Below are 22,978 nucleotides of genomic sequence, written 5' to 3'. Positions count from 1 at the left end.
TCCGCGAGACATCAGTTGTTTGCTGTCGATCCCCTCTTCGACTCTACGTGCGTCAGCGGGCCACCGCGGACGCCCCTGCAGGACGTAATTTGAACTACCACGGCGCGTCTCGTTGGAAAGCTCGAAACACGTCCCCGCCATTCGACGATCTCGGGGTATGTCCACGGCTCACGCGCGGTCGATGGACGTCTGTCTCTTGCTGTCGCCGGCCGTTCGCGACCGCACGGCCACCGCCATGAGCTCACGCAGGCATGGCAAAGGCTGGTGTCCTTTGACGCGCTGCTCACGCAGCCTTCGCGCGGAACGTCACGTCGTCCCGGTCACACCCTGGCGACATCTTGCGCGTCCCCCACCGCCTCTTGGCCAGGCCTGCCGATTTTCGACTAGAATAGAGGGTCCCCTTCCGCGAGGCCTCATGCGCGGCGCGCCCACTGCTGTTGTTATCCTCCTCTCTGTTGCGGTCGCCGCGTGCGACCAGGCCGCGCCTCCCGCCGAGACGCCGCCCGATCCAGCGGCCACCCAGCCGCTGTCCGCGGCGGCAACCCCTGTGATCGCCGCCGTCACTTGGCCGCCGGCCGCCTCGGTCGACCGGACCGCGCTCGCGGCGCTCCCCAAGCCGGCGGCCCACGCCGCCAGGACCTCGCGGGTCCCGGTGCTCGTGCCGTCGCGGCGCGAGCTCCTCGCGGCGCCGGTCCTCGTCGCCAGGGAGCACTGGACCTCGTTCTGGGCAAAGACGGACGCGATCACCGTCTCGCTCACAATGACCCGCTTTTCTCGCAGATATCCGAACATTCCACCGTTCAGGGGGGCCCGCGCCGTGCGCGGGGCGCCGGCGTTCGTCACGATGAACGAGGGTATCTGGAGCGCGTCGTGGATCGAGAACGGCGTCTCGTACGCGCTCGACGTCGAGTGCGCCTCCCCGGAGGCGCCGGCCTGCGCCTCGGACGCGCTCGTCCTCGAGCTCGCCTCGGAGCTCGTCTATGTGGGCGGCGACGAGCCCAGGGCCGCCGGAGACATGCCATGATCGCGCCGCTCCGCCCGCTGCGCTCCCGCTCCGCCGCGCTGGCCTCGCTGGTCGCGACAGCCGCGCTCGCGCTCCCGACGCGCGCAGTCGCGGCCGATCCGTTCTCGTACCGCCCGGCCGGCGAGCTCCTCCCAGGCTCGGGAGAGGGGCGCGTCGACGACATGGTGTATGCCCCCTCCATGCGCTTTCCGCTCGAGGAGGGCCCGGCGTTCGCCAACTCCCAGGTCTACAGCAAAGGCGGGAGCGCGGGCCCTGCCGGTGGACAGTGCGACGCGGACAACTACGCCTATCCGTGGCGCGACAACTACTGCGAGCTGCGCTCGTGGGATATGCCTCTCTGCCCCTCCGGCACAGGGCACCAGGGGCAGGACGTGCGGCCGGCGACGTGCGAGGCGGGGAGACACTGGGTCGTCGCGGTGGTGGATGGCACCATCACGAGCGTCGGCAGCTACTCCGTCTACCTGACCGGCGAGGACGGGACCCGCTACGACTACCTGCACATGTCTGATGTCCAGGTCTCGCCCGGCCAGGACGTGTCGCGCGGAGAGCGCATCGGGCGGGTGTCCAACGTCTTCGGGGGCACGCCGACGACGATTCACCTGCACTTCAACGTGCGGCAGTCCGTGAGCGGCGTCGGCGTGGTCTTCGTGCCGCCCTACACATCGCTCGTGGCCTCGTACGAGGCGCTGCTCAACAAGCCCCCCGAGGGCGCCCTCGAGACCGCCGGATGCAGCGGTATCGCGGGGTGGGCCCGCGACCCGGACGCGGAGAGCGCGCCGGGCGACGCGCGGCTCTACTTCGACGTCCCCGCGACCGAGGCGGGCGCGGAGGGCTACAGCTTCCCCGCGGACCTGCGCCGCGACGACCTGTGCGAGCCGCTCGGCTCGTGCACGCACGGCTTCGAGGCGCCGATGCCGCTCAGCCTGATCGGGGGCGAGCACGCGGTCCACGCCTACGGGGTCGACGCGCTGAGCGGCGAGGAGGTGGAGCTCGAGGGGAGCCCGAGGGCGCTCGAGTGCCCGCTCGATCTGCCCTCCGGCGTGAGGCGACCGCTCGGCGGCGACGGCGCGCTGGGCGCCTGGGGGTTCTCGCGGTTCTGGGACGTCGCCAGCGCGCCGGACGCGGCGCTCCAGGCGCTGCCGGAGGGCGACGCGTTCCCGTCGTCGCCGCTGCTCGTGCGCGGCGACGACGGCGCGGCCTCCCTCTGGCTGATCGACGGCGCCGAGCGGCGGGCCGTGCCGGACGCCGAGGTGACCGGCGCGTGGAATCTCGAGCCGGACGGGGCCGTCGTGTGGCCGGCAGCGAGGCTCGCCGCGCTGCCGCTCGGGCCTGCGCTGCGGCCGCGCCCGTTCCTTGTGCAGGGCTCCGGACCGGCGCTCTACGTCATCGACGCGCCGCCGCTGCCGGGCGAAGCCGGCGGCGCGGGCGCCGGTGGGGCTGGCGAGGCCGGCTCCGGGGGCGCTCCGGCTGGAGACGTGGAGGAGGACGCACACGGCACGAACGTCGGCGTTCACGGGCAGCTGCGCTGCGAGTGCGGCGCAGCCGGCGCAGGCGCCGCGGGCTCTGCCGGAGCGGGCTGGCAGATCGGGCTCTTCGCGGCGGCGCTCGGCGCGGCCCGCACGCGGCGGCGCTCGGCGCGACGCGCGAGCGACCGCGTGAGGGCAGGCCGGCTCAGCCTTCGTGGATCTTGATCCCGGGGATCGACCGGAGCGGGCTCGCGTCCTCGACCCGCGAGCCCTCGAGGTAGACGTTCTTCAGGCTCTTGAGCTCCCGGAGCGGCGACACGTCGCTCACCCGCGTCCGCTTCATCTGGAGCATCTCGAGCTTCTTCAGGCCGGCGAGCGGGCTCACGTCGGTCACCTCGGTCTCATCGAACTGGAGCTCGGTGAGGCTGGTGAGGCCGGCGAGCGGCGAGAGGTCGGCGACGGGCGTGCGGCCGATGTCGAGCCGGTCGAGCTTGACAAGGCCGGAGAGCGGCGAGAGGTCCTTGACCAGGGTCGCCGAGATGCGCAGCGACTCCAGCCGCAGCAGGCCCTTGATCGGGCGGAGGTCGTCGATCTTGCCCGGCGGCAGGTAGAGCCCTTTGAGGCCCGTGAGCTCGGGGAAAATGCACGGATCGAGCTCGTCGAGCCCCTGGGCCTCGGACAGGTTCATGGTCTTGATGTTCTTGAGCTCGGCGCGCTTGATCGGCCCCTCGGGCTTCTGGAGCTGCTGCCGCACCCTGGCCTCGAGCGCCGGATGAGAGAAGGTCACCGGATCGCTCTTGGTGCACACCACGTCTTGCTTCTTCGGCGGCGCGCTGGCCGCGGCCGCGGGGCTCGCGGCAGGAGGCGCGTCGGCGGGCTTCACCGCGGAAGGCGCGGCCGAAGCCGCCCCCGCAACGGGCTTCTGGGGCTCGTCGCAGCCGAGGAGGAGAAGGGCGATGCCAAGGGATGCAAGGACGAGAGGGCGAATCATCGCCGCGATGATACACGAGACGACGCAGGAAAGCCGCGTCTTCCAAAGGGCGCTCGCGCGCTACAGCGGCAACAGCAAAAGCCCTTGTCGCGAGTCGAGCTGCTCGGAGAACCAGTCCCGGTGGCGCCGCTCCACCGCGAGCGAGTGCCGGAGGACGTCGCGCGCGCGCTCGGAGAGGCCTTCACGGGACGATATCATCCGCTCGTAAGCAGCGCAGCTGTCCTCCTCGTAATGCCTCATCGCCTCGAGGATCGCGCGATCTCCGACCATCCCGTTCGTCAGCGCCTTGCTCTTCAGCTTGGGTCGGACGGCGCTCTCCACCGGCGGCTCGCCGAGCTCGTGGGCCAGGGCGGCGAGCACCTCGAGGTGACGCTCGTGATCGTGAAGGAAGCTCGCGAGCCGGCTCTTGTCGCCTGGTCGGCTCATCCGCGAGAGCGCTGCTGCGAGCGCGTCCACCGTGGACCAATTGAGCTCGATCAGTTCGGTCAAGGACCCGATGAACGCGGCTTCGCCGCCGATCACGGACGCCATGGAATATCGCTCCTCTCTCGCGGAAGCGGACCGCCCGCGTGAAGAGGGAGGTGGGCGGGTGCTTCTCCAGGCCTTCGATGCTCGCAAGCCCGGTGCCGGGGCCCGCCTGTGCAGCCGCTATCCATCACTGCGCGTGCGTCGTCCAGGAAACCCGCGGTTCTCCACGCTTGTCGCCCGCCGCCGCGCCCGAGACGGCCCTCTCCAGGGCCTGCGCTCGAGGCGATGCGAAGACTCAGCCCAGATCGAGGCCGCGGTCTCGCGACGCCGGGTCGAGAGCGCGCCGGACCAGGACGGAGCCGTGGCGTGCCGGGGCGCAATCGGCGCGTGCTCGCGCCGCACCAGGCAACGAAGCGCGAGCACGTCCTGGACATGAGCATACCTCCGCATGAAGCGCGGAGGCGGCGTCGTCCAGGTCAGGCTCAGGAGGCGGCGTTGTCCAGGTCAGGATCAGGAGAGGAGAGGTGGACTTCGGTCGAGAGCGCCCCGGCCCCGCGCTCGACGGAGATGCCGCTACTTCTTGCCAAAAAGGCCGCCGAGCGAGCCTGCGAGGCTGCCGACGTCGAGGTTGGCGATGGCGGGGGCCGCCGCGCCGAGCGCGGTGTCGACATGGGCGGCGAGCGGCGCGGGGAGCTTCTCTTTGAGGAAATTGACCACCGTCTCCACGGCCACCCGGGCCTTGTCTTCCGAGATGCCAACCTTCTCTGCGACCTGTCGTACCAGCTCGTCCATGGCCTCGACGCTCATCCTTTCTGCGCGAGCCGCGCATCCGGGGCGAGCATCCACGCGCCGATCGGCGCCGGCAAGGGAATTCGGCGCCGCGCGCTGCGCGCTCGACGACGTGGCCCCTCGCACGCCCCTCGCACCAGCGCGGCGGCATGTGCTCTCGTGGTGAGCCGCATCGTGGTGGGCCCCGCGCGACAATCCCCCTGGCCATTTCGTAAAGGGTATTGTTGAATCACGGGACGTCAGCTCGCCCGGCGCGGGCGAGGGGCGAGGGGCGAGGGGCGAGAACGATGTCCGGGTCCGCAAGTCACGAACCTGCGCTCCTCGTCGAGCTCACCCGGACGGACGGTTTCCTCTGCATGGCTGCATGAAAGGGGCGAGGGGTATGTCGAGATTCCGCCTGAGCCGACGAGCCATGCTGCGAGGCGCCGGCGCCATCGCCATCGCGCTCCCGTGGCTGGAGATCATGGGAACCGATCGCCCGGCGCGCGCGCAGCCCGCCCCCGCCCGGCGCTTCCTCGCCGTCTACACGCCCGGCGGGACCGTGATCGACCGCTGGCGTCCGACCGGCACCGAGACGAGCTTCACCCTGGGCCCCATCCTGGCGCCGCTCGCGCCGGTGCAGGACCGGCTGCTCGTCGTCGACGGCCTCGACATGAAGAGCGCGGTCGGAGAGCAGCACCAGAGCGGGATCATCGCCTGGCTCACGGGCACGGCTCAGATGGTCACCTCGACCGGCTACGCGAAGGGGCCGTCCATCGATCAGGTGATCGCCTCCCGGATCTCCGCCGGTCAGAGGGCGAAGGCGAGCGTCCAGCTCGCGGTGCGCTGGGCGACGGGCAAGTCCCACGGCCTGATGTCGCCGATGAACATCGCCAACTTCGAGGACACCGCGCCGTACAGCCCCATCCCGCCGCGCATCGATCCGGTGGAGATCTTCACCGAGCTCTTCGGCACGCTGGACCCCGGCGCCAGCAACGACGCCGCCCTCCGCCTCGCGCGGAAGCGATCGATCCTCGACTACCTCGACCGGCGCTACGACGCCCTCTCCGCGCGGCTCGGCGCGGCCGACAAGCAGAAGATCGACCAGCACCTGACGAAGATCCGCGAGATCGAGCAGAGCCTCGGCAGCACGCCGGCCACGACGAGCGCTTGCCGGGCCCCGATGATGGTCGACACGTCCGACTACGACCCGAGCGCGGGGCTCAACTCGGACGACGCCGGCGTCATCGTGGACAGCGCGACCGACGCGGCGATCCCCAAGGTGGGCAAGCTGATGACGGACATGCTGGTGATGGCGCTCGCCTGCGACATCACCGCGGTCGGCACCCTGCAGTGGAGCGACACCGAGGCGAAGTACACGTTGCCGTGGCTGAACCTGACCGAGCACCACCATTTCTACCAGGAAATGGGCGGCTTCAGGCCGGCCGAGTGCGAGCTCATCTACACCTGGTACTCGGAGCAGCACCTCTATCTCTTGCAGGAGATGGAGAAGGTCGACATGGGCGGGCACTCGCTGCTCGACGAGAGCGTCGTCTTCTTCGGCTCCGAGATCTCGGATCCGGCGTCCCACATGAAGACGAACATGCCGTTCCTGCTGGCCGGCGGCGGCGGGGGCCTGCGCACCGGGCGCTGGGTCCGGTACCCGAGCCTCCCGCACAACAACCTGCTCGTCTCGATCTTGAACCTGTTCGGCGACCCCCGGACCACGTTCGGCTTGCGGCAGTACTGCACCGGGCCGCTCACGAACCTCACGTAGGCGTCTCCCGCGATGCCTGGCTGAAGGCCAGGTTCGCCGCCTGAAGCGCCTCTCGCCGGAGGTGCCTTATATCTCCCGCTCGAGGGCGCGCACGAGGAGCGGCGCCACCGAGCGCAGGGCGCCGGGCGCATCGACGAGCTGCTGGCTGCCAGGGTGCGAGTCGGTCCCGAGCAGCGTCGTGAACACGGAAGCCTTCCTGATCTTCTCGAGCGAGTCGCCCGGCAAGACGAGGTGGCTCGCGACGGCGTGGACCTTGGATGCGCCGGCGGCGAGGTAGGCGCGCCCCGCCTGGACGAGCGATGAGCCGGTGCGGACCATGTCATCGTAGATGACGACCTCGCGGCCGGAGACATCGGCGTTGATGCCGGTCACGCCGACGCCGTCGCCTCTCCGCTCCTTGTACACGAACGCCGGCTCGACGCCGAGGCCGCGGGCGAGGCTCTGCACCCACTTGGCCCGACCGGCGTCCGTCGCCGCCAGCACGTACGGGCGATCGCCCATCAGCTCGCGGACCGCCTGCGTGATGAGCGGAGCGCCGTAGAGGTGGCGCGTCACGTGCGAGTCGCTGAAGTAGAACTCGATGCCGTCGGTGTGCAGATCGAAGAGGAAGATACGCGTGCCCGCGTCGCACGAGGGGATCGCCGAGATGAGCCGCGCCCGCGTCTTCGCGGTCACCACCTCGCCCGGCTTCACGGCCCGCTCCATCGTCGCGTAGCCGAAATAAGGCATCACGATGGAGAGCGACCGCGCGCCTGCGCGCGAGATGGCGCAGCCGAGATCGTAGATCTCCAGCCAGTCGAGGTCCCGGGGGGCGCCGCCGAGCAGGACCACGTCGCGCCCCCAGCAGTCGACCGCGACGCGCAGGTAGCGCTCGCCGTCGGGGAAGCTCTTGCGCTCGACGAGGCCGCGCTCGAAGTCGCCCGCGGCGAGGAAGGCAGGCTCGAGGTAGCTGTACGAGCTGATCGTGATGAGCAGGCGCCGCTGGCTCATCGCGCACCTCGGCGGGTCGTCCGGGCCGGAGCGGCGGGCCCTCGGCGCGCGCCCCGGGCAGCAGTGGCCTTCGCCGCCCTCGCGAACGGCACAGGCTTCCCTGTCTTCGCGGACGGCGCAGCCTTCTCTGCCCTCGCGAACGGCGCGGCCTTCCCTGCCTTCGCGGACGGCGCGGCCTTCCCTGCATTCGCGGACGGCGCAGCCTTCCCTGCCTTCGCGGACGGCGCAGCCTTCCCTGCATTCGCGGACGGCGCAGCCTTCCCTGCCTTCGCGGACGGCGCAGCCTTCCCTGCATTCGCGGACGGCGCGCCCACGCTGGCAAGGACGCTCTTCAGGTGGGACTCCGCGCCTGGTTCACTGGGAAAATCGACGGGATCGGGGAGATCTTTCATCTGCACGACGTCGCATCCTGCTTCACGCGCGGCCTCGTGCAAATGACGCCGGAACCTGGCGCGCGCGATGCCGCGGTGGTTGGTGCAGGCGAGCAGCCTGCCGCCCGGGGCGAGCACGCGGAAGGCGAGCGCTGCGAGCGCGCCGAAATCGCTCGCCGCGCTGAAGCGGCTCTTCTTCGTGGTCGCGAAGCTCGGCGGATCGAGCACGACCAGGTCGAAGCGCCGGCCCGACTGGGCGGCGGCCTTCAGCCACGGGAACACGTCGGCCTCGACCACGACGTGCGCCGCCGGGTCCGCGCCGATCGCGGCGAGGTTGTCGCGCGCCCAGGCGACCACGCCCCGGGACACGTCGACCGTCACGCTCTCGCGCGCGCCGCCCGCCACGGCCGCAACGGTGAACGCCCCCGTGTAGGCGAACAGGTTCAGCACCCGGGCCCCCCGGGCCAGCTCCCGCACCCGCCGCCGGTTCTCGCGCTGGTCGAGGAAGATGCCGGTGGAGAGCCCGTCGCCGAGCCGCACCTTGAACGGCAAGCCGTGCTCGAGGACGGTGAACTCCTCCGGGGCGTCCTCCCCCCGGCTGGCGTGCCGCGGCGCGAACTCCTCGCGCCGCGCGTCGACGATGACGCTCGCGTGCTTCGGGCGCGCCTTGAGGTAGACGCCCTTCGCCCCGAGCCGGTGGGCCGCGTCGAGCACGAGGTCCCGCGGCGGCGCGCCCGGCTCGCCCTCGCCCGCGCCGAACAGCGACACGACGAGGTGCTCGCCGTACAGGTCGACGGAGACGGAGGGGAGGCCGTCGCCCGCGCCGTGGACGAGCCGGAGCGCCGTTGTGTCGCCGGCGCGCGCGATCCCGTACCGCCGCTCGGCGGCCTCGCGCATGGCGCGCTCGACGGCCGCGACGCCGCCTGCGTACGGATCCGCCGGCGCGGCCGCGAGCCACGCCTCGAAGGCCGCGGGCACCTGCGAGCGGAAGCTCACGGCCGCGCCCGTAACCGGGTGATCGAGGCGGAGCTCGGCGGCGTGCAGGAGCAGCCGCGGGGCCTCGGGGCCGCCGTAGAGCGGATCGCCGGCGATCGGGAGGCCGATCGCCGCGAGCTGCACCCGGAGCTGATGGGTGCGGCCGGTCTCGGGCTGGAGCTCGAGCAGGGCGCGGTCGCCGCGGCGCTCGAGGAGGCGGTAGCGGGTGATCGCCAGCACGCCGCTCGCGGCCCGATCCTCCCGCCCCGCGGCCCGATCCTCCCGCTTCGCGGTCCGATCCTCCCGCCCCGCGGCCCGATCCTCCCGCCTCGCGGCCCGATCCTCTCGCGCCCCGCCGGTCTCGGCGAGCGCGCGCATCGCACCTCCCGGCGCCGGGACGAGGCGGTGCCGGAGGGTGCCGCGCGGCGGGCGATCGCCGAAGCCGAAGACCGCGGCGACGTACGTCTTCTGCACCGTGCGCCCCTCGAACTGGCGCGCGATGGCCGCGTTCGCCTCGCGCCGCCGCGTGAACAGGAGGACGCCCGACGTGTCGCGATCGAGCCGCTGGTGGATCCCGAGGTACGCCTCCGCGTCGCCCCGGTCGCGGAGGAAGGCGCGGAGGCGCGTCACCATGTCGTCGATCCGCTCCGCCTCCGGCGCGTGCGTCGACAGGCCAGCCGGCTTGTCGACCACGATGAGATCGCCGTCCTCGGCGAGGATCCACTCCGGATGGATGTCGGGAAAGAGCTCCGAGAGCGAGAGGCGCGGGGTCATCAGTTCTGCTTGACGTCGGTGCCGGGCGGCGCCGTGAACTGGAACTCCGCCGGATCGATCGACGCGGGCTGCGACGCGTTCTCGAAGTCGAACCGGTTCCGGTTGCCCTGCGCGTCGACGATGAGGACGCGGCGCACGACGCCCGGGTCCTTCTTCGCGAGGAGCGCCTTGTCGATATAGAACATCACGAATTCATAGTGGGGAGTCGGCGCCCGCGGCTTGCCGACGAGCACGGGGCCGCCCTCGAACTTCGCCTTCTCGTTGAAGGTGAACGTGAACGACGGCCGGAGCCCGTGGCCCATGAGGAACGAGAGGGCGCCCGGATACTCCGAGTTCTGCACCGGCGTGACGAACATCTGCCGGTCCTCGGCGACGTAGATCTTGAGCGACACGCCGTCGGACACGATGCGGTTCTGGTTCGGCGGATCGTAGCGAAACGAGATCCTGTCCGGCTTCTGGACCGACAGCGTGCCGCTCTGCTTCTTGACGGCCCCCGAGACCTTCTGCGTGTGCTCCTGCTTGAAGCGGGCAGAGTACGTCTTCTTGCCCACGAAGATCGCGTCGACCTCGGCCGCCACGGCGTCCGCGGATCCCGCCGCGGCGGGCGGCACCGAGGGCGGCTCCGACGCGCCGGGCGCGGGCGCGGAGGTCGCCGCCGTCGCCTCGGCGCGCCCGCCGCCCGCGTCGCGCTCTGCCGCGTCGCCGGCGAGCGGCCCCGCGTCGCGGGCGGCGGGCGCGGCGCCCGCGTCCTCGCGCTTCCGGCCCGCGTCCTCCGCCGGTGCGCCCGCGTCGGCCGACGCACGACCGCCCGCCGCGTCCGTCGTCGCCGGAGCGCCCGCGCCGTCAGCCGCCGTGGGGGCGCTCGCCTGAGGCGGCGCGTCGGCCGGCTGCGGCGGCGCGTCGGCCGACTGCGGCAGGGCCGGCGCGGCGGCGGAGGGCGAGGCGTCGGGCGCCGCGCCGACGGGAGCGGGCGGCGCGTCGCAGGCCGCCACGACCAGGGCAGCGGCCGGGACGAGGGCGACGAGGCGGAGGCGGTTCATCGAAGAGCTCGCTTTCAAGGAGAGTGCGTCGCGTGTTCTAGGACAGGTAGGGCCGAGGTGGTAGCGCCGACCTCCACCGCCCCGGGCCCCGGGCCGACCGCATCGACCGCGCTCTCGCATCGTCGCGGGGGGCGGCTCGCGGCCGTCGTCGCTTGAAAAATGAGCCACGCCGAGGGCAGGGACGCCGACGTTCGCCGCAGCGCGCCGAGGGACGCCGGAGATCCCCAGGGCGGCGGAACGACGGCGCGACGGCGATGGGCGCGATGGGCGCGATGGGCGCGATGGGTCAGCGGAGCGGCGGAACCCTGCCGGAACGGCGGAACGGCGGAACGGCGGAACGGCGGGGTGGACACGCGCTGGCGACGAGGTCGTCATGAGCACCCGGGGCGAGACCATGTCTTGACCCCTATTTCCACGTAGCCCAAACTCTCCGGCCGCATGCGCGCCGGCACTCCCTCCCTGATCGATGCGTCGTCGCTCATCCTGATCCTGGACGTCTCGCGCAAGCTCGCGGCGCCGTGCGATCTCACCGAGCTGCTCGAGCTCATCATCAAGACGGGGCGGGAGGTGATAGGCGCCGACCGCGGGAGCGTCTTCCTCTACGACGAGGAGGCCAAGGAGCTTTACTCCCGTGTCGCCACGGGCGAGGCCCAGATCCGCGTCAGCATCGACAAGGGCATCGCCGGGGAGTGCGCGCGCAAGCGCCAGACGATCCTCGTCGACGACTGCTATTCCGACCCGCGGTTCAATCAGGAGATCGACCGCCGGACGGGGTATCACACGAAATCCCTCATCACGGTGCCGCTCATCGGGCTCGACGACAAGCTCGTCGGCGTGCTCCAGATGCTGAATTCGAAGGCGGACCACTTCGGCCCCGACGAGCGCGACGTCGCCGAGCTGCTCGCGGCGCAGGCGGCCGTCGCCGTGCAGCGCACGCTCCTGCTCGAGGAGCGCATGATCAAGCTGAAGCTCGAGCACGACCTCACCATCGCGCGCGACATCCAGCAGAACATCCTCCTGCGGCGGCTGCCGCGCTGCCCCGGATACTCGCTGTCGGCGTTCAGCAAGCCGGCGGACGACACCGGCGGCGACATCTACGATGTCATCCGGCTCGAGGAGCGCGCGGACATGTCGCCGATTCTCCTGCTGCTCGCCGACGCGGCCGGCCACGGCATCGGCCCCGCCCTCAGCGTGACCCAGTTCCGCGCGATGCTCCGCATCGGCCTGCGCCTCTCGGCCGACATGGACGCGCTCATGCACCATGTGAACCAGCAGCTCATCGAGGACTTGCCGAACGACCGCTTCATCACGGCGTTCCTCGGGATCCTCGACCCGACGACGCACCAGCTCCGCTTCCACGCGGCCGGGCAGGGGCCGCTGCTCCACTACCGGGCGGCCGAGGGCCAGGTCGTGTGGCGCGATCCATCGACCGTCCCGCTCGGCATGTTCAAGGATCTCGACCTGCCCCCGACGCCGCCCCTCGTGATGGCGCCGGGCGATCTCCTCGTGCTGCTGACCGACGGCTTCTACGAGTACCAGGACGCCGCCGGGCAGGTGTTCGGCAAGGAGCGCGTCGGCGACCTCATCCACCGCCTGCACGCGCGCCCCACGTCCGACATCCTCGGCGCGCTCCTCGCCGAGGTGCGCCGCTTCGCCGGCTCGGCCAAGCAGATCGACGACCTGACAGCGCTGCTCGTCAAGCGGGACGCCTAGAGCTCGGCTCGGGTCTGGCCGCGTCGTCCGCGCCGGACGCGCCGGACGGCGTCGCGCGCGAGCCGCTCGCCGAGGCGCTGTTCGGCGAGGCGCCGAGCCGGATCATCGTGAGCGTCCGGCCCGAGGACGCGGCCGAGGTCGCGCGGCAGGCCAAGGCGGCGGGCGTGCCCTGCACCGAGCTCGGCACGACCGGCGGCGACCGGCTCACCATCGACGCGGGCGGCGGCGAAGGGTTCGACGTCGAGCTCCGCGCCCTGCGCGAGGCGCGTGATCGGTGCCTCGAGCCGATCGTGGGGCGATAGCTCACCGGAAGCGCCGGCGGGCGTTCGGTTCCGCGGTTCCGTGGTTCCGTGGTTCCGCGCGCCCGCGCGGCGCCTTCGCCTATACTTGGAGCATGAAGCGCTGGCTCGCGCTCGGGCTCATCGCCGCCGGCGCCGTCCTCGGCGCGGCGGCGCTGCTGCTGTCGCCCTCCGAGGAAGAGCGGATCCGCGAGCGGCTCGCCCAGCTCGAGGACGCGGTGCGCATCGACGAGGGCGAGCGGAATCCGCTGGTGCGCCACGGCCGCATTCGCGGTGAGTTCGCCGAGATCTTCGCGAAGGAGGCGAGCGCCCGCATCGCGGAGATCGGCGACAGCCTCCGCGGCCGCGACGAGCTCGCGAACGCGGCGACCCAGGCAGCGGTCGTCTATCAGACCGCGGATGTGAGCCTGGGTGGCACGGAGATCCAGATCGACCCGGCCGGCATGACGGCGGAGGTGACCGCCACCGCGACGGTCACGGGCGCCCGGCATGGGCAAGAGGTCCGGCGCGACGAGCTGCCCGTAGCGTTACGGCTCGAGAAGATCGACGGCGAGTGGAAGATCGTCTCTGCCACCGTCCACCCCAGGCAAGCCCCTGGCGACGAGGGCCGCTGATAACCGCGCTCGGACTCGAGACGCGACGGGCCACGAACTTCGCGGCCTCTGGCTAAGGCATCTCCTTAGATTCTTCGGAGAGTTCACACGGCGACGGGGAGACGGGGAGGAGATCTTCGAATACTCCCTATCTCCTCGCCTCTCTGTTCAATTTTCCGTTGAAAATGGCTGTAGCCAAGGGAGCTCCTTAGGGCGTCGAGGGCACGCCAGGAGAGCGCTCGTGCGCACCAAAAAAGAAAGGCCGGTCGGGAAGACCCCGCCGGCCTGAGGCCCGTTTTCGCGGCCCCACCGGGACCGCACAGGAGCGCCGGTGGAGGGAAATCCACCGGAGTCCTGGGAAGGCCCACGATCAGAAGAAACAAGTCAGGAAAGCAATACGAAGCGCAATCAAGTAAAGAGCGAAGACAAAGCGAAGACGGGCGGGAGGCTAAGACAAATCAAGAAACCAGTCAAACCGAAAGAAGAAGCTGAAGCAAAGAACGAAGCGCAATCTGGAATCGAACGGGCAAGATCAAGCGAAGCAGGGGAGAAGCTGAAGCGAAGCGCGAAGCAGCGTCAACATCGAGAGCGGCACAACAGATAAGAAAAGCTCCAACCGAAATCTGACAAGCTGATCAGGATGAGCCAACGCAACGGGCGACGCGGGTCGCGCGTACTTCGGCCATCCCTCCTCAATCGCCTCGTAAGGCGTCTGTCGTCACGTGAACCGAAGCTCTCCGCCGGCACCGGCGACAAGTCAATCAAGGAGCCCGATACCGCAAGGGCCATGGCATTCGGGTGACGGCGGGGTCGCGATCGCTCGGCTTGCGCCGCCGCTCTCCTCGCTCGGCGTCCCCCCGAAGACTGAGGCTTGTACTGCGAAGGTCATGCCAGGGGTCATCCCCTTCGAGTCCGCATGAAACAGGACGACGAGCAGGGGCGACATCTGGTGGATACATAGAGCAACCGGCGGGCCAACGGCGGAGGCGCCGCGGTCCTGGCGCCCAGCAGCCAAAATTGCCGCTGAAACCCACCCTCCGATGCGCGCGCGCGGGCTCGGAGGCCAGCACCGGTCATACATTTCCGCAGGGACTGGTCCGATCCAGGGATGGGTTCAGATCCAGAACGCAGATATTACCTGGACGTGAATATGTTCATCCTCGAGCAGCTGGACGCCTTGCGCTGCACTGTGGAAGTGTAGAAGTGCAACAGGGCAGGACGACTCCGATCGACGCTTTGCGTCGTATCTCGACGACGTGCTCCCCGCCAAAGGCGCAGCGCGCTACGCAGCGCAGCCCGCGATACGCAGCGCGGCGCGCAGCTCACCGCACATGGGGCGCAGCGCACGGCACACGGCGCAGCTCGCTGCACATCCGGCAGAGCTCGCGGCATACAGCGCAGCTCGCTGCACATCCGGCAGAGCTCGCGGCGCACAGCGCAGCTCGCAGGGCTACTTGCAGCCGGCCTGAATCAACGGCTCGACCACCCCGGCGATGTTCTCTTGGGGCGCGGAGAACCTGTGGCGCTCGAGCTTCCGCAATGCGCCCAGGAACCTCGGCCAGCTGCCACCGCAGGTCGCGAGCAGCGCCCGGAGCTCCGGAGTCCCCGAGTTGTAGACACGGAACTGCACGAGCGACGCGTTGTTGATCGGACGGCGCGCGCCGATGTCGGCCTTGAGCCGCGCCAGCACCGCGTCCTTCTCCGCCCGCTTCTCGGCGTCGGGCGCAGCGGACGCATACAGCCGATTGAGGTGGACGTAGGCCGCGTGCAGCGCGCGCGTCCGCACCTCGCTCCTCTCCAGCTCCCTCATGTAGGCCGTCTTCTCCGCGGAGAAGGGGCCCACCCGCTCGTCCAGGTAGAGCTTGGTGAGCTCGTCCCCGACGAAGCTCGCAAGGCTCTCGTTCAACCTCGTCTGCCCCTTCACGTACAGCGTCGCGTGCAGCGACTCGTGGAGCACCACGTTGGCGAGGTCGCCGAGCGCCTCGTCCCCGTCCGAGATCATCGTGGACAGGACCGGATCCTCGAGCCAGCCGAGCGTCGAGTAGGCGCCCGCCGGACGCACGTCGACGTCCCAGCCGGCCGCCTTGAGCGGCGCCGCGAACGCCTTGGCATCCTGGAGATGGAACCACCCCATGTAGGGGACGGTACCCACGATAGGAAAACTCCATGTCTTCGAGCGGAACCGGAGCGGCTCACACGCGCTCACCACCCAGACCGCGGCTGGGCGATCGAGCTCGACATACGTCCTGTAATTGCCGGTCGGGGTCAGCCCGTGGCGCTCACCGAAGCGCTTGATGTGCGGGACCTCGCGCAGCAGCGCGCGCGTCCGCCACGGCTTGCGGGCGTCGAAGGCGGCGTCCTCGAGCGACTCGGCGCGCCAGGCCATCGAGAGCTGGCCGGCGCCCGCCTGCGCGATGTAGCGGGCCTGTGTACACGATGCGAGCAGGAGACAGAGCGCGACGAGCCCCGCGGCGGCGCAGACCATGCGCGCCGCGGAGCGAGGGCGCGACACGGACCACGAGGGCGCGGCGCCGCGACGGGCGCTGGCCGCAAGCCTTTCGCTCATCCTCTAGCTGATAGCTGGCCGCGCGTGCTTAACAAGCTCTTCCGCGCAGAGGACGCGCGTCCCGCGCGTGCCGGTGGGGCGCGCGGGGGCGCGCCCGACCGATCAGGACGGCAGCGCCGCCCCCCACGAACTGAGCTGCACGGCCGGGACGATCGGCGCGCGTTCCCGCAGAGAGGGCTCCTCCGTGGCATAGAGGGGCTCGCGTGCGAGCGGGTAGTCGCGCGGCGCCCCGTTCGACAGCACCATCTGGATGGCGCCCAGGTGCCCGCTGCGGAACGCGGCGGCCGCGCACGCGAGATAGAACTCCCACGTCCTCATGAAGGCGCCGTCGAAGCCGGTGATCCGCTCGATCTTCTCCCTGTTCTCCAGGAAGTTACGGCGCCAGCAGCGCGCCGTGAGCGCGGAGTGGCGCCGCAGGTTCTCCGCGTCGAGCACGTCGAGGCCGCGCGTCGAGGCGCGCGTCGCCATCCCGTGGAGCGAAGGAGGCCAGTACCCCGGGAAGATGTGCTTTTGCAGGAATGGGTCAGTCCGCGACGACTCCTGCTCTCTCGTGACGCTCTCGAGCACGCACACGCCGCCCGGGGCGAGCAGCGCCTTCACCCTGTCATAGAACACCTCGATACGTCGCTCGCCGGCATGGCACATCGAGCCCAGGGAGACGAGCCGGTCCCACCGCGGCTCGTCCTCGAGCTCGTCGCAGCTCATCACGCGGACCTCGACAGGGAGCCGCCGCGCCGCCGCCTGCTCGCGGATGTACCTCGCCTGGTTCTCGCAAAGGGTGATGCCGAGGCACTGCACCCCGTACGCCTCCGCTGCGTGGAACATGAGGTGCCCCCACCCGCAGCCGAGATCCACGAGCCGGTGCCCGCGCCGGAGCGCGAGCTTCCGCGCGACGAGGGAGATCTTGTGCGCCTGCGCGTCGTCGAGCGTCTCGCCCGGAGAGCTGAAGTAACCGCACGACGTCTGGAGGCGCCTGTCCAGGTAAAGAGGGTAAAAGTCGTTGCCTAGCCCATAGTGACGCTCGACGGCCAGCCTCTCGCGCTTCGCCGCCCCGGAGAGCAGCCCGAGCCGGAGCGCGTCGAGCACGCCCGAGAGGCCGCGGTCGAACGACGACGACGCGGGCACGAGGCGCGGCAGGCGCGCCTCCACTGACCGAGCGAGCTGGAACAGGCCGGCGAGCGAGTCCTCGAGATCTCCCTCGAACGTGACCTCGCGCCGGACATACGCCTCACCGAGGCCGAGCGTGCCCCGGAACGCCGTCTCGCAGAGCGACCGACGCGTCCTGAACGTCACGGCGAACTCGGGCGAGCCCGCGCCGAAGCGCAGCCGCTCGCCGCCCCAGAAGCGCAGCTCGAACGGGGTCCCGCCGTGGCGCTCCAGCAGGCGCGACGCCGCTTCCTTGAACAGACGAGACCACGGCGGCATTTCGCCCTTCCTGACGATGAACATCGGACCCCCTCCGCGGCCCCCCGGCCGCCCGACGAGCTGACCCGAGCTGCGCTTTCCCGTCAAGCGACATGTCATCCATGCAAAAGCCATCACAACGAGTCACAGAACGCCCACAGCGGCCGGCGGACACCCCGGACACGCGGTGTCGTCAGGGACAGGAGGAACGCAGTGGCTGGCTCGCTCTTAGCACCGTAGTGCTGTTCGGGAGAGTCCCGACAACATGCTCGCGTGTCCGGGATGTTTCATGTTCCAGACGAAGGAGGGAAATCGGGAAGATGATTCGAATTTCTCCCTACCTTCCTGGTCGTGTTCCTGGTCGCGTGACGTACCCATCCGCTGTGCGCGCTGCACCCCCTCGCGCCCGGTGCGCGCCTGTGCTCCATCCCACCCGGGGAGCGCTCCGCTCCGTCGCGGCCGGGCGCGCAGCACGGCCTCGCGCCGCTCGCGCCGCTCGCGCCGCTCGCGCCGGATGCGCGCTGCGCTCCCTCGCGGCCGGGGCGCGGTCCGTGGTACGCAGGCCGGCCCGTGAACACGCCCAGCGATCCTCCCGCCGCCCCGCGAGACCCGCCGCCGCCCGCGCGGCGCGCAGGGAAGGCCGGCAGCGGTGAGCTCGTGTTCGCGCGAGTCGGAGCGCGCACCGTGCTCGAGAAGGCGCTCGCCAGGAGCCCGCTCAGGCTGCTCGCTCCGAAGAACCACGGGCAGGCAGCGTGGGTGTTCGTCGCGAGCTTCGGCGGCGGGCTCGTCGGCGGCGACGAGCTCCACCTCCACGCGCGCGTCGGGCACGGGGCCGCCGCGCTGCTCAGCACGCAGGCCTCGACCAAGGTCTACCGCTCGCCCCTCGGCAGCCGCCAGCGCTTCGAGGCCGAGGTCCAGGGAGGCGGGCTCCTCGTCGCGATCCCCGATCCGGTCGTCTGCTTCGCGGGCTCGCGGTACGAACAGGACATCGACGTCGCGCTCGCCGACGACGCGTCGCTCGTGCTCGTCGACGCGCTGTCCTCGGGCCGGAGCGCGCGGGGCGAGCGCTGGGCGTTCGACAGGTACGCGTCGCGCATCCGGGTGAGCCGCGGCGGGCGGGCCGCGCTGCTCGACGCGACGCTGCTCGACCCGGCGCACGGCGCGCTCCCCGAGCGCATGGGGCGCTTCGACGCCCTCGCGACGCTCGTCGCGCTCGGCCCGCGCGCGGCCAGCGCGGCGGAGGCGCTGCTCGCGCCGCGGCCGCCGCCCGAGCGGCGCGCCGAGCTCGTCGCGTCGGCGAGCCCGCTCCGGGGCGGCGGCGCCGTCGTGCGCGTCGCGGGCACGAGCGTCGAGCGCGTCGCCGGCTTCCTCCGCGGCGCGCTCGGCTTCCTCGCGGGTGAGCTCGGTGATGATCCGTTCGCACGAAAGTGGTAGCTTCGCGCCGCGCCGGCGACGCCGCGGCGTCACCGCGCCGGAGAGAGGGCGAACATGCACCTTGCGCCTCGTGATCTCGACAAGCTCGTGCTGCACGGCGCGGGCTTCCTCGCCCAGAAGCGCCTCGCGCGCGGGGTCAGGCTCAACTACCCCGAGGCCGTCGCGCTCATCGCGACGCAGATCCTCGAGCTGATCCGCGACGGCCGCAGCGTCGCCGAGCTCATGGACGTCGGCCGCCGCCTTCTCGGGCGAGCGCAGGTGATGGCCGGCGTCCCCGAGATGATCGCCGAGGTCCAGGTGGAGGGGACCTTCCCCGACGGGACGAAGCTCGTCACCGTCCACCACCCGATCGCGCTCGAGCACGGCGATCTGGCGCTCGCGCTCTACGGCAGCTTCCTCCCCGTGCCCGACCTGTCGCTCTTCCAGCAGGCAGGCCAGGGCGAGGCGACTGCCGAGCCGGCGCCCGGCGAGGTGCTCGTGAAGCCCGGCGAGATCGAGCTCTCGCCCGGCCGGCGGCGGCTCTCCCTCCCCGTGAAGAACCTGGGCGACCGGCCGATCCAGGTGGGCAGCCACTACCCGTTCTCGGAGACGAACCGCGCGCTCGAGTTCGACCGGGCGGCGGCGGCGGGGATGCGGCTCGACATCCCCGCGGGCACCGCGGTCCGCTTCGAGCCGGGAGACGAGAAGACGATCACGCTGGTGCAGGTCGGCCCGCACGGCGGGGCGGCGCACGCCGCGCCGGAGGAGCAGCAGGCATGAGCCACAAGATGCAGCGGCGGCACTATGTCGATATCTACGGGCCGACGGTCGGCGACCGGGTGCGGCTCGGCGACACCGGCCTCATCGCCGAGGTCGAGCGGGATCACACGTCCTACGGCGACGAGTGCAAGTTCGGCGGCGGCAAGGTGCTGCGCGATCGCATGGGGCAGATGCCCGGCGCCTCGAACGACGAGGCGCTCGACTGCGTCATCACGAACGCGCTCATCGTCGACTGGACCGGCGTCTACAAGGCCGACATCGGCATCAAGCGCGGCCGCATCGCGGCGATCGGCAAGGCCGGCAACCCGAAGGTGATGGTCGGCGTCACGCCGGGCATGATCGTCGGCGTGACGACGGAGGTCATCGCCGGCGAGGGCCACATCGTCACGGCGGGGGGCGTCGACGCGCACATCCATTTCATCTGCCCGCAGCAGGGGTACGAGGCGCTCGCGGCGGGCGTCACCACGTTCGTCGGCGGCGGCACGGGCCCGGCGACGGGCACGAACGCGACCACGTGCACCCCGGGCGCCCGCCACATCTCGCTGATGCTGCAGGCGACGGACGTCCTGCCGCTCAACATCGGCCTCACGGGCAAGGGCAACACCTCGTCGCCCGAGGGGCTGCTCGAGCAGGTGCGCGCCGGCGCCGTCGGGCTGAAGCTGCACGAGGACTGGGGCACGACCCCGCCCGCCATCGACTGCTGCCTCAGCTTCGCCGAGCACGAGGACATCCAGGTCACGCTCCACACCGACACGCTGAACGAGTCGGGCTACGTCGACGACTCCATCGCGGCGTTCAAGGGCAGGACGATCCACTCCTACCACTCCGAGGGCGCGGGCGGCGGGCACGCGCCCGACATCCTGCGCATCTGCGGCGAGCCGAACGTGATCCCGAGCTCGACGAACCCGACGCGCCCGTACACCGTCAACACGCTCGACGAGCACCTCGACATGCTCATGGTCTGCCACCACCTCGACCGGAACATCCCGGAGGACGTGGCGTTCGCCGAGAGCCGCATCCGCGGCGAGACCATCGCGGCCGAGGACATCCTCCACGACCTCGGCGCGATCAGCATCATCTCGAGCGACAGCCAGGCGATGGGCCGCGTCGGCGAGGTGATCACGAGGACGTGGCAGACGGCGCACAAGATGCGGGATCAGCGCGGCCGGCTGCCCGAGGAGCAGGGCGACAACGACAACTTCCGGATCCGCCGTTACGTGGCCAAGTACACGATCAACCCGGCCATCGCGCACGGCATGTCCCACGAGATCGGGTCGGTCGAGCCGGGCAAGCTCGCGGATCTCGTGCTGTGGCGGCCCCAGATGTTCGGCGTGCGCCCGGAGCTCGTGATCAAGGGCGGCCTCATCGCCTGGGCGCAGATGGGCGATCCGAACGCGTCGATCCCGACGCCTCAGCCGTACTACATGCGCCCGATGTTCGGTTCGCTCGGCGCGGCGGTCGGCGAGACGAGCATCGCGTTCGTGTCGAGCCGCGCCATGGACGAGGGGAGCATCCGCCGGCTCGACCTGAAGAAGCGCCTCTCGGCGGTCCGTCGGTGCCGCCGGATCGGCAAGGCCGACATGCGGCTCAACAGCACGCTCCTGCCGATCACGGTCGATCCCGAGACGTACGAGGTGAGGGCCGGCGGCGAGCTGCTCCGCTGCGACCCCGCGAAGATCCTGCCCCTCGCCCAGAGGTACAGCCTCTTCTGAGGCGGGGAGCTCGCTCTCGGCCGCTCCTCGCCCGCGGGTTCACGCTTCTCTCCGTCTGCTTCCGTCTGTCTCCGTCTGTCTCCGTCTGATTCCGTCCGCTTCCATCCGCGCGCATGAACAGGTGGCTCCTCCTCCAGCTCTCCGACTCCGCGTTCCCGGTCGGAGGGTTCGCGCACTCCGCGGGCCTGGAGGCGGCGGTGCAGCTCGGCGAGGTGGGGCCCGGGAGCGCGCTCTCGTCGTTCGTCGCGAGCGCGCTCTGGCAGGTGGGCCTCGGCGCGCTGCCGCTCGTGCGGGCCGCGCACGAGCGCCCGCTCGACATCGCGACCGTCGACGACGCGTGCGACGCCTTCCTCGTGAACCACGTCGCGAACCGGGCGAGCCGGACGCAGGGCCGCGCGTTCCTCGCGACGAGCGCGCGCGTCTTCCCCTCCGCCGAGATCCGTCGCCTCGACGCCGCCGTGCGGGCGCGGGAGGCGCTGGGCCACCACGCGCCGGCGTTCGGCGCGACCCTCGCGGCGCTCGGCGTCCCGCGCCAGGACGCGCAGGCCGTCTACCTGCACGCCTCGCTCCGCGGCGTCGTCTCGGCGGCAGTGCGCCTCGGGCTCGTCGGGCCCCTGGAGGCACAGCGACTGCAACTCGAGAGCGCGCCGATCCTCGACGCGGTGCTCCATGAGTGCGGAGATCACGGTATCGACGAGCTCGCGCAGCCGGCGCCGCTCCTCGATCTCTTCGGGGCCACGCAGGATCGGCTCTACTCGCGTCTCTTTCAATCGTGAGGTGACAGCATGCACGACCCTGGCGATCACGGGCATGGGCACAACGGCCACGGCCACGTTCATGGCCACGACCACGACCACGTTCACGACCACGGCCACGACCACGTTCACGACCACGGCCACGACCACGTTCACGGCCACGACCACGTTCACGACCACGACCACGACCACGACCACGTTCACGACCACGACCACGACCACGACCACGACCACGTTCACGGGGGTGGCCACGGGCATGCGCACGAGCACGGGCACACGCACGAGCACTGGGCGCATCCGGGGCTCTTCAGCGAGCGGGATGCGCCGAAGGACCGCGATTTCTCGGCGCGGGCGTTCACGGTCGGGATCGGAGGGCCCGTCGGCAGCGGCAAGACGGCGCTCGTGCTCGCGCTCTGCCGCGCGCTTCGCGACAGGATGCCGCTCGGCGTCGTCACGAACGACATCTTCACCCAGGAGGACGCCGAGTTCCTGCACCGCAACAAGGCGCTGCCGCCGGAGCGCATCCGCGCGGTGGAGACCGGGGGCTGCCCGCACGCGGCGATCCGCGAGGACATCAGCCACAACCTCGTCGCGCTCGACGACCTCATGGATCACGTCGCGCCCGCGCTCCTCATCGTCGAGAGCGGCGGAGACAACCTCGCCGCCCAGTACAGCCGGGAGCTCGTCGACTACACGATCTATGTGATCGACGTCGCCGGCGGCGACAAGGTGCCGCGCAAGGGCGGACCGGGGATCACGCAGTCGGACCTGCTCGTCATCAACAAAACCGATCTCGCTCCGCACGTCGGCGCCGACCTCGGTGTCATGGAGCGGGACGCCCGGAGGATGCGGGGAGACGGGCCGTTCCTGTTCGCGCAGTGCAACCGGAGCCAAGGAGTCCCCGAGATCATTGACCACATCCTCTCCGCCATGCGCCGCGCAACCACCACGGCGCCTCCCGCGAAATAGGCCTCTATCGCGCGCCTCCCGCTGCGAGAGGCGCTCACGCTCCACAGGAGTCGGCATACCGGAGCACATCTGCGCCGGGCGCGCGGCGCTGTCCCCTGTCAAAGGAGGACAGCGGCAACGCCGCTTCGAC

The 22,978-nt window shown here is 70.9% G+C and carries 18 protein-coding genes and 1 pseudogene; 11 read left to right on the top strand and 8 right to left on the bottom strand.

All coding sequences use genetic code 11. From position 1 onward, the window contains the following. Positions 1-415: 415 nt before the first annotated feature. Both WMF19_RS43330 and WMF19_RS43325 read left to right on the top strand, forming a co-directional pair. Positions 416-1,024 (top strand): hypothetical protein, encoded by a 609-nt coding sequence (locus WMF19_RS43330; RefSeq protein ID WP_437895725.1) that lies wholly within the window; start codon positions 416-418, stop codon positions 1,022-1,024. Then, a complete protein-coding gene (locus WMF19_RS43325) occupies positions 1,021-2,715 on the top strand; it encodes a M23 family metallopeptidase (RefSeq protein ID WP_437895724.1) in 1,695 nt (564 codons plus the stop codon). The genes WMF19_RS43330 and WMF19_RS43325 overlap by 4 nt, the downstream gene beginning before the upstream one ends. On the opposite strand, the gene WMF19_RS43320 is transcribed toward WMF19_RS43325, so the two are convergent. From WMF19_RS43320 to WMF19_RS43310, 3 genes are all read right to left on the bottom strand, one after another. After that, positions 2,696-3,481: a leucine-rich repeat domain-containing protein gene (locus WMF19_RS43320; RefSeq protein ID WP_437895723.1), complete on the bottom strand. Its 786-nt coding sequence runs from the start codon at positions 3,479-3,481 to the stop codon at positions 2,696-2,698. The genes WMF19_RS43325 and WMF19_RS43320 overlap by 20 nt on opposite strands. 60 nt (positions 3,482-3,541) lie before the next feature. Then, positions 3,542-4,012 carry a ferritin-like domain-containing protein gene (locus WMF19_RS43315; RefSeq protein ID WP_272095484.1) on the bottom strand — a complete coding sequence of 157 codons (471 nt, stop codon included), beginning with the start codon at positions 4,010-4,012 and terminating at the stop codon, positions 3,542-3,544. 510 nt (positions 4,013-4,522) lie between these two features. Beyond that, positions 4,523-4,741: a hypothetical protein gene (locus tag WMF19_RS43310; RefSeq protein ID WP_272095485.1), complete on the bottom strand. Its 219-nt coding sequence runs from the start codon at positions 4,739-4,741 to the stop codon at positions 4,523-4,525. A 409-nt stretch (positions 4,742-5,150) separates the two neighbouring features. On the opposite strand from WMF19_RS43310, the gene WMF19_RS43305 reads away from it, so the two are divergent. Continuing rightward, the gene (locus tag WMF19_RS43305; RefSeq protein ID WP_437895722.1) at positions 5,151-6,494 is read left to right on the top strand and encodes a DUF1552 domain-containing protein; all 1,344 of its coding nucleotides are present in this window, start codon (positions 5,151-5,153) and stop codon (positions 6,492-6,494) included. Between the two features lie 66 nt (positions 6,495-6,560). On the opposite strand, the gene prs is transcribed toward WMF19_RS43305, so the two are convergent. Genes prs through WMF19_RS43290 form a run of 3 tightly spaced genes read right to left on the bottom strand, consistent with a single transcriptional unit; the run spans position 6,561 to position 10,644 of the window. Then, the gene (prs, locus tag WMF19_RS43300) at positions 6,561-7,484 is read right to left on the bottom strand and encodes a ribose-phosphate diphosphokinase (protein ID WP_437895721.1); all 924 of its coding nucleotides are present in this window, start codon (positions 7,482-7,484) and stop codon (positions 6,561-6,563) included. Beyond that, the gene (locus WMF19_RS43295) at positions 7,481-9,604 is read right to left on the bottom strand and encodes a class I SAM-dependent methyltransferase (RefSeq protein WP_437895720.1); all 2,124 of its coding nucleotides are present in this window, start codon (positions 9,602-9,604) and stop codon (positions 7,481-7,483) included. Before WMF19_RS43295 ends, prs begins: the two co-directional genes overlap by 4 nt. Continuing rightward, a complete protein-coding gene (locus WMF19_RS43290; protein ID WP_437895719.1) occupies positions 9,604-10,644 on the bottom strand; it encodes a LolA family protein in 1,041 nt (346 codons plus the stop codon). The genes WMF19_RS43295 and WMF19_RS43290 overlap by 1 nt, the downstream gene beginning before the upstream one ends. Positions 10,645-11,082: 438 nt before the next feature. Here WMF19_RS43290 and WMF19_RS43285 point away from each other — a divergent pair, with 438 nt between their 5' ends. The 3 genes from WMF19_RS43285 to WMF19_RS43275 all read left to right on the top strand — a co-directional run bounded on the left by WMF19_RS43285 (position 11,083) and on the right by WMF19_RS43275 (position 13,270). Next, complete coding sequence (locus WMF19_RS43285; protein WP_437895718.1) at positions 11,083-12,357, top strand: SpoIIE family protein phosphatase; 1,275 nt, start codon at positions 11,083-11,085, stop codon at positions 12,355-12,357. Between the two features lie 107 nt (positions 12,358-12,464). Continuing rightward, the gene (locus WMF19_RS43280) at positions 12,465-12,659 is read left to right on the top strand and encodes a hypothetical protein (RefSeq protein WP_437895717.1); all 195 of its coding nucleotides are present in this window, start codon (positions 12,465-12,467) and stop codon (positions 12,657-12,659) included. 92 nt (positions 12,660-12,751) lie between these two features. Next, positions 12,752-13,270, top strand: coding sequence for a nuclear transport factor 2 family protein (locus WMF19_RS43275; RefSeq protein WP_437895716.1), 519 nt, complete (start codon positions 12,752-12,754; stop codon positions 13,268-13,270). A 1,429-nt stretch (positions 13,271-14,699) separates the two neighbouring features. Here the strand turns inward: WMF19_RS43275 and WMF19_RS43270 are convergent. Both WMF19_RS43270 and WMF19_RS43265 read right to left on the bottom strand, forming a co-directional pair. Further along, a complete protein-coding gene (locus WMF19_RS43270) occupies positions 14,700-15,815 on the bottom strand; it encodes an aminopeptidase (protein ID WP_272095494.1) in 1,116 nt (371 codons plus the stop codon). A 102-nt stretch (positions 15,816-15,917) separates the two neighbouring features. Beyond that, positions 15,918-17,264 carry a class I SAM-dependent methyltransferase gene (locus tag WMF19_RS43265; RefSeq protein ID WP_437895715.1) on the bottom strand — a complete coding sequence of 449 codons (1,347 nt, stop codon included), beginning with the start codon at positions 17,262-17,264 and terminating at the stop codon, positions 15,918-15,920. A gap of 525 nt (positions 17,265-17,789) precedes the next feature. Between WMF19_RS43265 and WMF19_RS43260 the strand changes: the two genes are divergently transcribed. The 5 genes and pseudogenes from WMF19_RS43260 to ureG form a co-directional block, all read left to right on the top strand. Then, the gene (locus WMF19_RS43260) at positions 17,790-18,653 is read left to right on the top strand and encodes an urease accessory protein UreD (RefSeq protein WP_437895714.1); all 864 of its coding nucleotides are present in this window, start codon (positions 17,790-17,792) and stop codon (positions 18,651-18,653) included. A 54-nt stretch (positions 18,654-18,707) separates the two neighbouring features. Continuing rightward, positions 18,708-19,412 carry an urease subunit gamma gene (gene ureA, locus WMF19_RS43255; protein WP_272095497.1) on the top strand — a complete coding sequence of 235 codons (705 nt, stop codon included), beginning with the start codon at positions 18,708-18,710 and terminating at the stop codon, positions 19,410-19,412. Further along, the gene (ureC, locus tag WMF19_RS43250) at positions 19,409-21,124 is read left to right on the top strand and encodes an urease subunit alpha (RefSeq protein WP_437895713.1); all 1,716 of its coding nucleotides are present in this window, start codon (positions 19,409-19,411) and stop codon (positions 21,122-21,124) included. The genes ureA and ureC overlap by 4 nt, the downstream gene beginning before the upstream one ends. Before the next feature lie 113 nt (positions 21,125-21,237). Beyond that, positions 21,238-21,900: an urease accessory protein UreF gene (locus WMF19_RS43245; RefSeq protein WP_437324405.1), complete on the top strand. Its 663-nt coding sequence runs from the start codon at positions 21,238-21,240 to the stop codon at positions 21,898-21,900. A 225-nt stretch (positions 21,901-22,125) separates the two neighbouring features. Beyond that, positions 22,126-22,848, top strand: a pseudogene (gene ureG, locus WMF19_RS43240) (urease accessory protein UreG); the annotation flags it as partial. Positions 22,849-22,978: the final 130 nt, after the last annotated feature.

The organism is Sorangium sp. So ce124, from assembly GCF_051525235.1.
GTDB lineage: Bacteria > Myxococcota_A > Polyangia > Polyangiales > Polyangiaceae > Sorangium > Sorangium atrum.
The sequence above is the reverse complement of the archived record's forward strand: the minus strand, read 5'-3'. Positions and strand labels throughout refer to the sequence as shown.

Excerpts from the sequence above, each read along its gene's own strand:
- WMF19_RS43330 (WP_437895725.1), top strand. The coding sequence starts at position 416 with ATGCGCGGCGCGCCCACTGCTGTTGTTATCCTCCTCTCTGTTGCGGTC.
- WMF19_RS43325 (WP_437895724.1), top strand. The coding sequence starts at position 1,021 with ATGATCGCGCCGCTCCGCCCGCTGCGCTCCCGCTCCGCCGCGCTGGCC.
- WMF19_RS43320 (WP_437895723.1), bottom strand. The coding sequence starts at position 3,481 with ATGATTCGCCCTCTCGTCCTTGCATCCCTTGGCATCGCCCTTCTCCTC.
- WMF19_RS43315 (WP_272095484.1), bottom strand. The coding sequence starts at position 4,012 with ATGGCGTCCGTGATCGGCGGCGAAGCCGCGTTCATCGGGTCCTTGACC.
- WMF19_RS43310 (WP_272095485.1), bottom strand. The coding sequence starts at position 4,741 with ATGGACGAGCTGGTACGACAGGTCGCAGAGAAGGTTGGCATCTCGGAA.
- WMF19_RS43305 (WP_437895722.1), top strand. The coding sequence starts at position 5,151 with ATGCTGCGAGGCGCCGGCGCCATCGCCATCGCGCTCCCGTGGCTGGAG.
- prs (WP_437895721.1), bottom strand. The coding sequence starts at position 7,484 with ATGAGCCAGCGGCGCCTGCTCATCACGATCAGCTCGTACAGCTACCTC.
- WMF19_RS43295 (WP_437895720.1), bottom strand. The coding sequence starts at position 9,604 with ATGACCCCGCGCCTCTCGCTCTCGGAGCTCTTTCCCGACATCCATCCG.
- WMF19_RS43290 (WP_437895719.1), bottom strand. The coding sequence starts at position 10,644 with ATGAACCGCCTCCGCCTCGTCGCCCTCGTCCCGGCCGCTGCCCTGGTC.
- WMF19_RS43285 (WP_437895718.1), top strand. The coding sequence starts at position 11,083 with ATGCGCGCCGGCACTCCCTCCCTGATCGATGCGTCGTCGCTCATCCTG.
- WMF19_RS43275 (WP_437895716.1), top strand. The coding sequence starts at position 12,752 with ATGAAGCGCTGGCTCGCGCTCGGGCTCATCGCCGCCGGCGCCGTCCTC.
- WMF19_RS43270 (WP_272095494.1), bottom strand. The coding sequence starts at position 15,815 with ATGAGCGAAAGGCTTGCGGCCAGCGCCCGTCGCGGCGCCGCGCCCTCG.
- WMF19_RS43265 (WP_437895715.1), bottom strand. The coding sequence starts at position 17,264 with ATGTTCATCGTCAGGAAGGGCGAAATGCCGCCGTGGTCTCGTCTGTTC.
- ureA (WP_272095497.1), top strand. The coding sequence starts at position 18,708 with ATGCACCTTGCGCCTCGTGATCTCGACAAGCTCGTGCTGCACGGCGCG.
- ureC (WP_437895713.1), top strand. The coding sequence starts at position 19,409 with ATGAGCCACAAGATGCAGCGGCGGCACTATGTCGATATCTACGGGCCG.
- WMF19_RS43245 (WP_437324405.1), top strand. The coding sequence starts at position 21,238 with ATGAACAGGTGGCTCCTCCTCCAGCTCTCCGACTCCGCGTTCCCGGTC.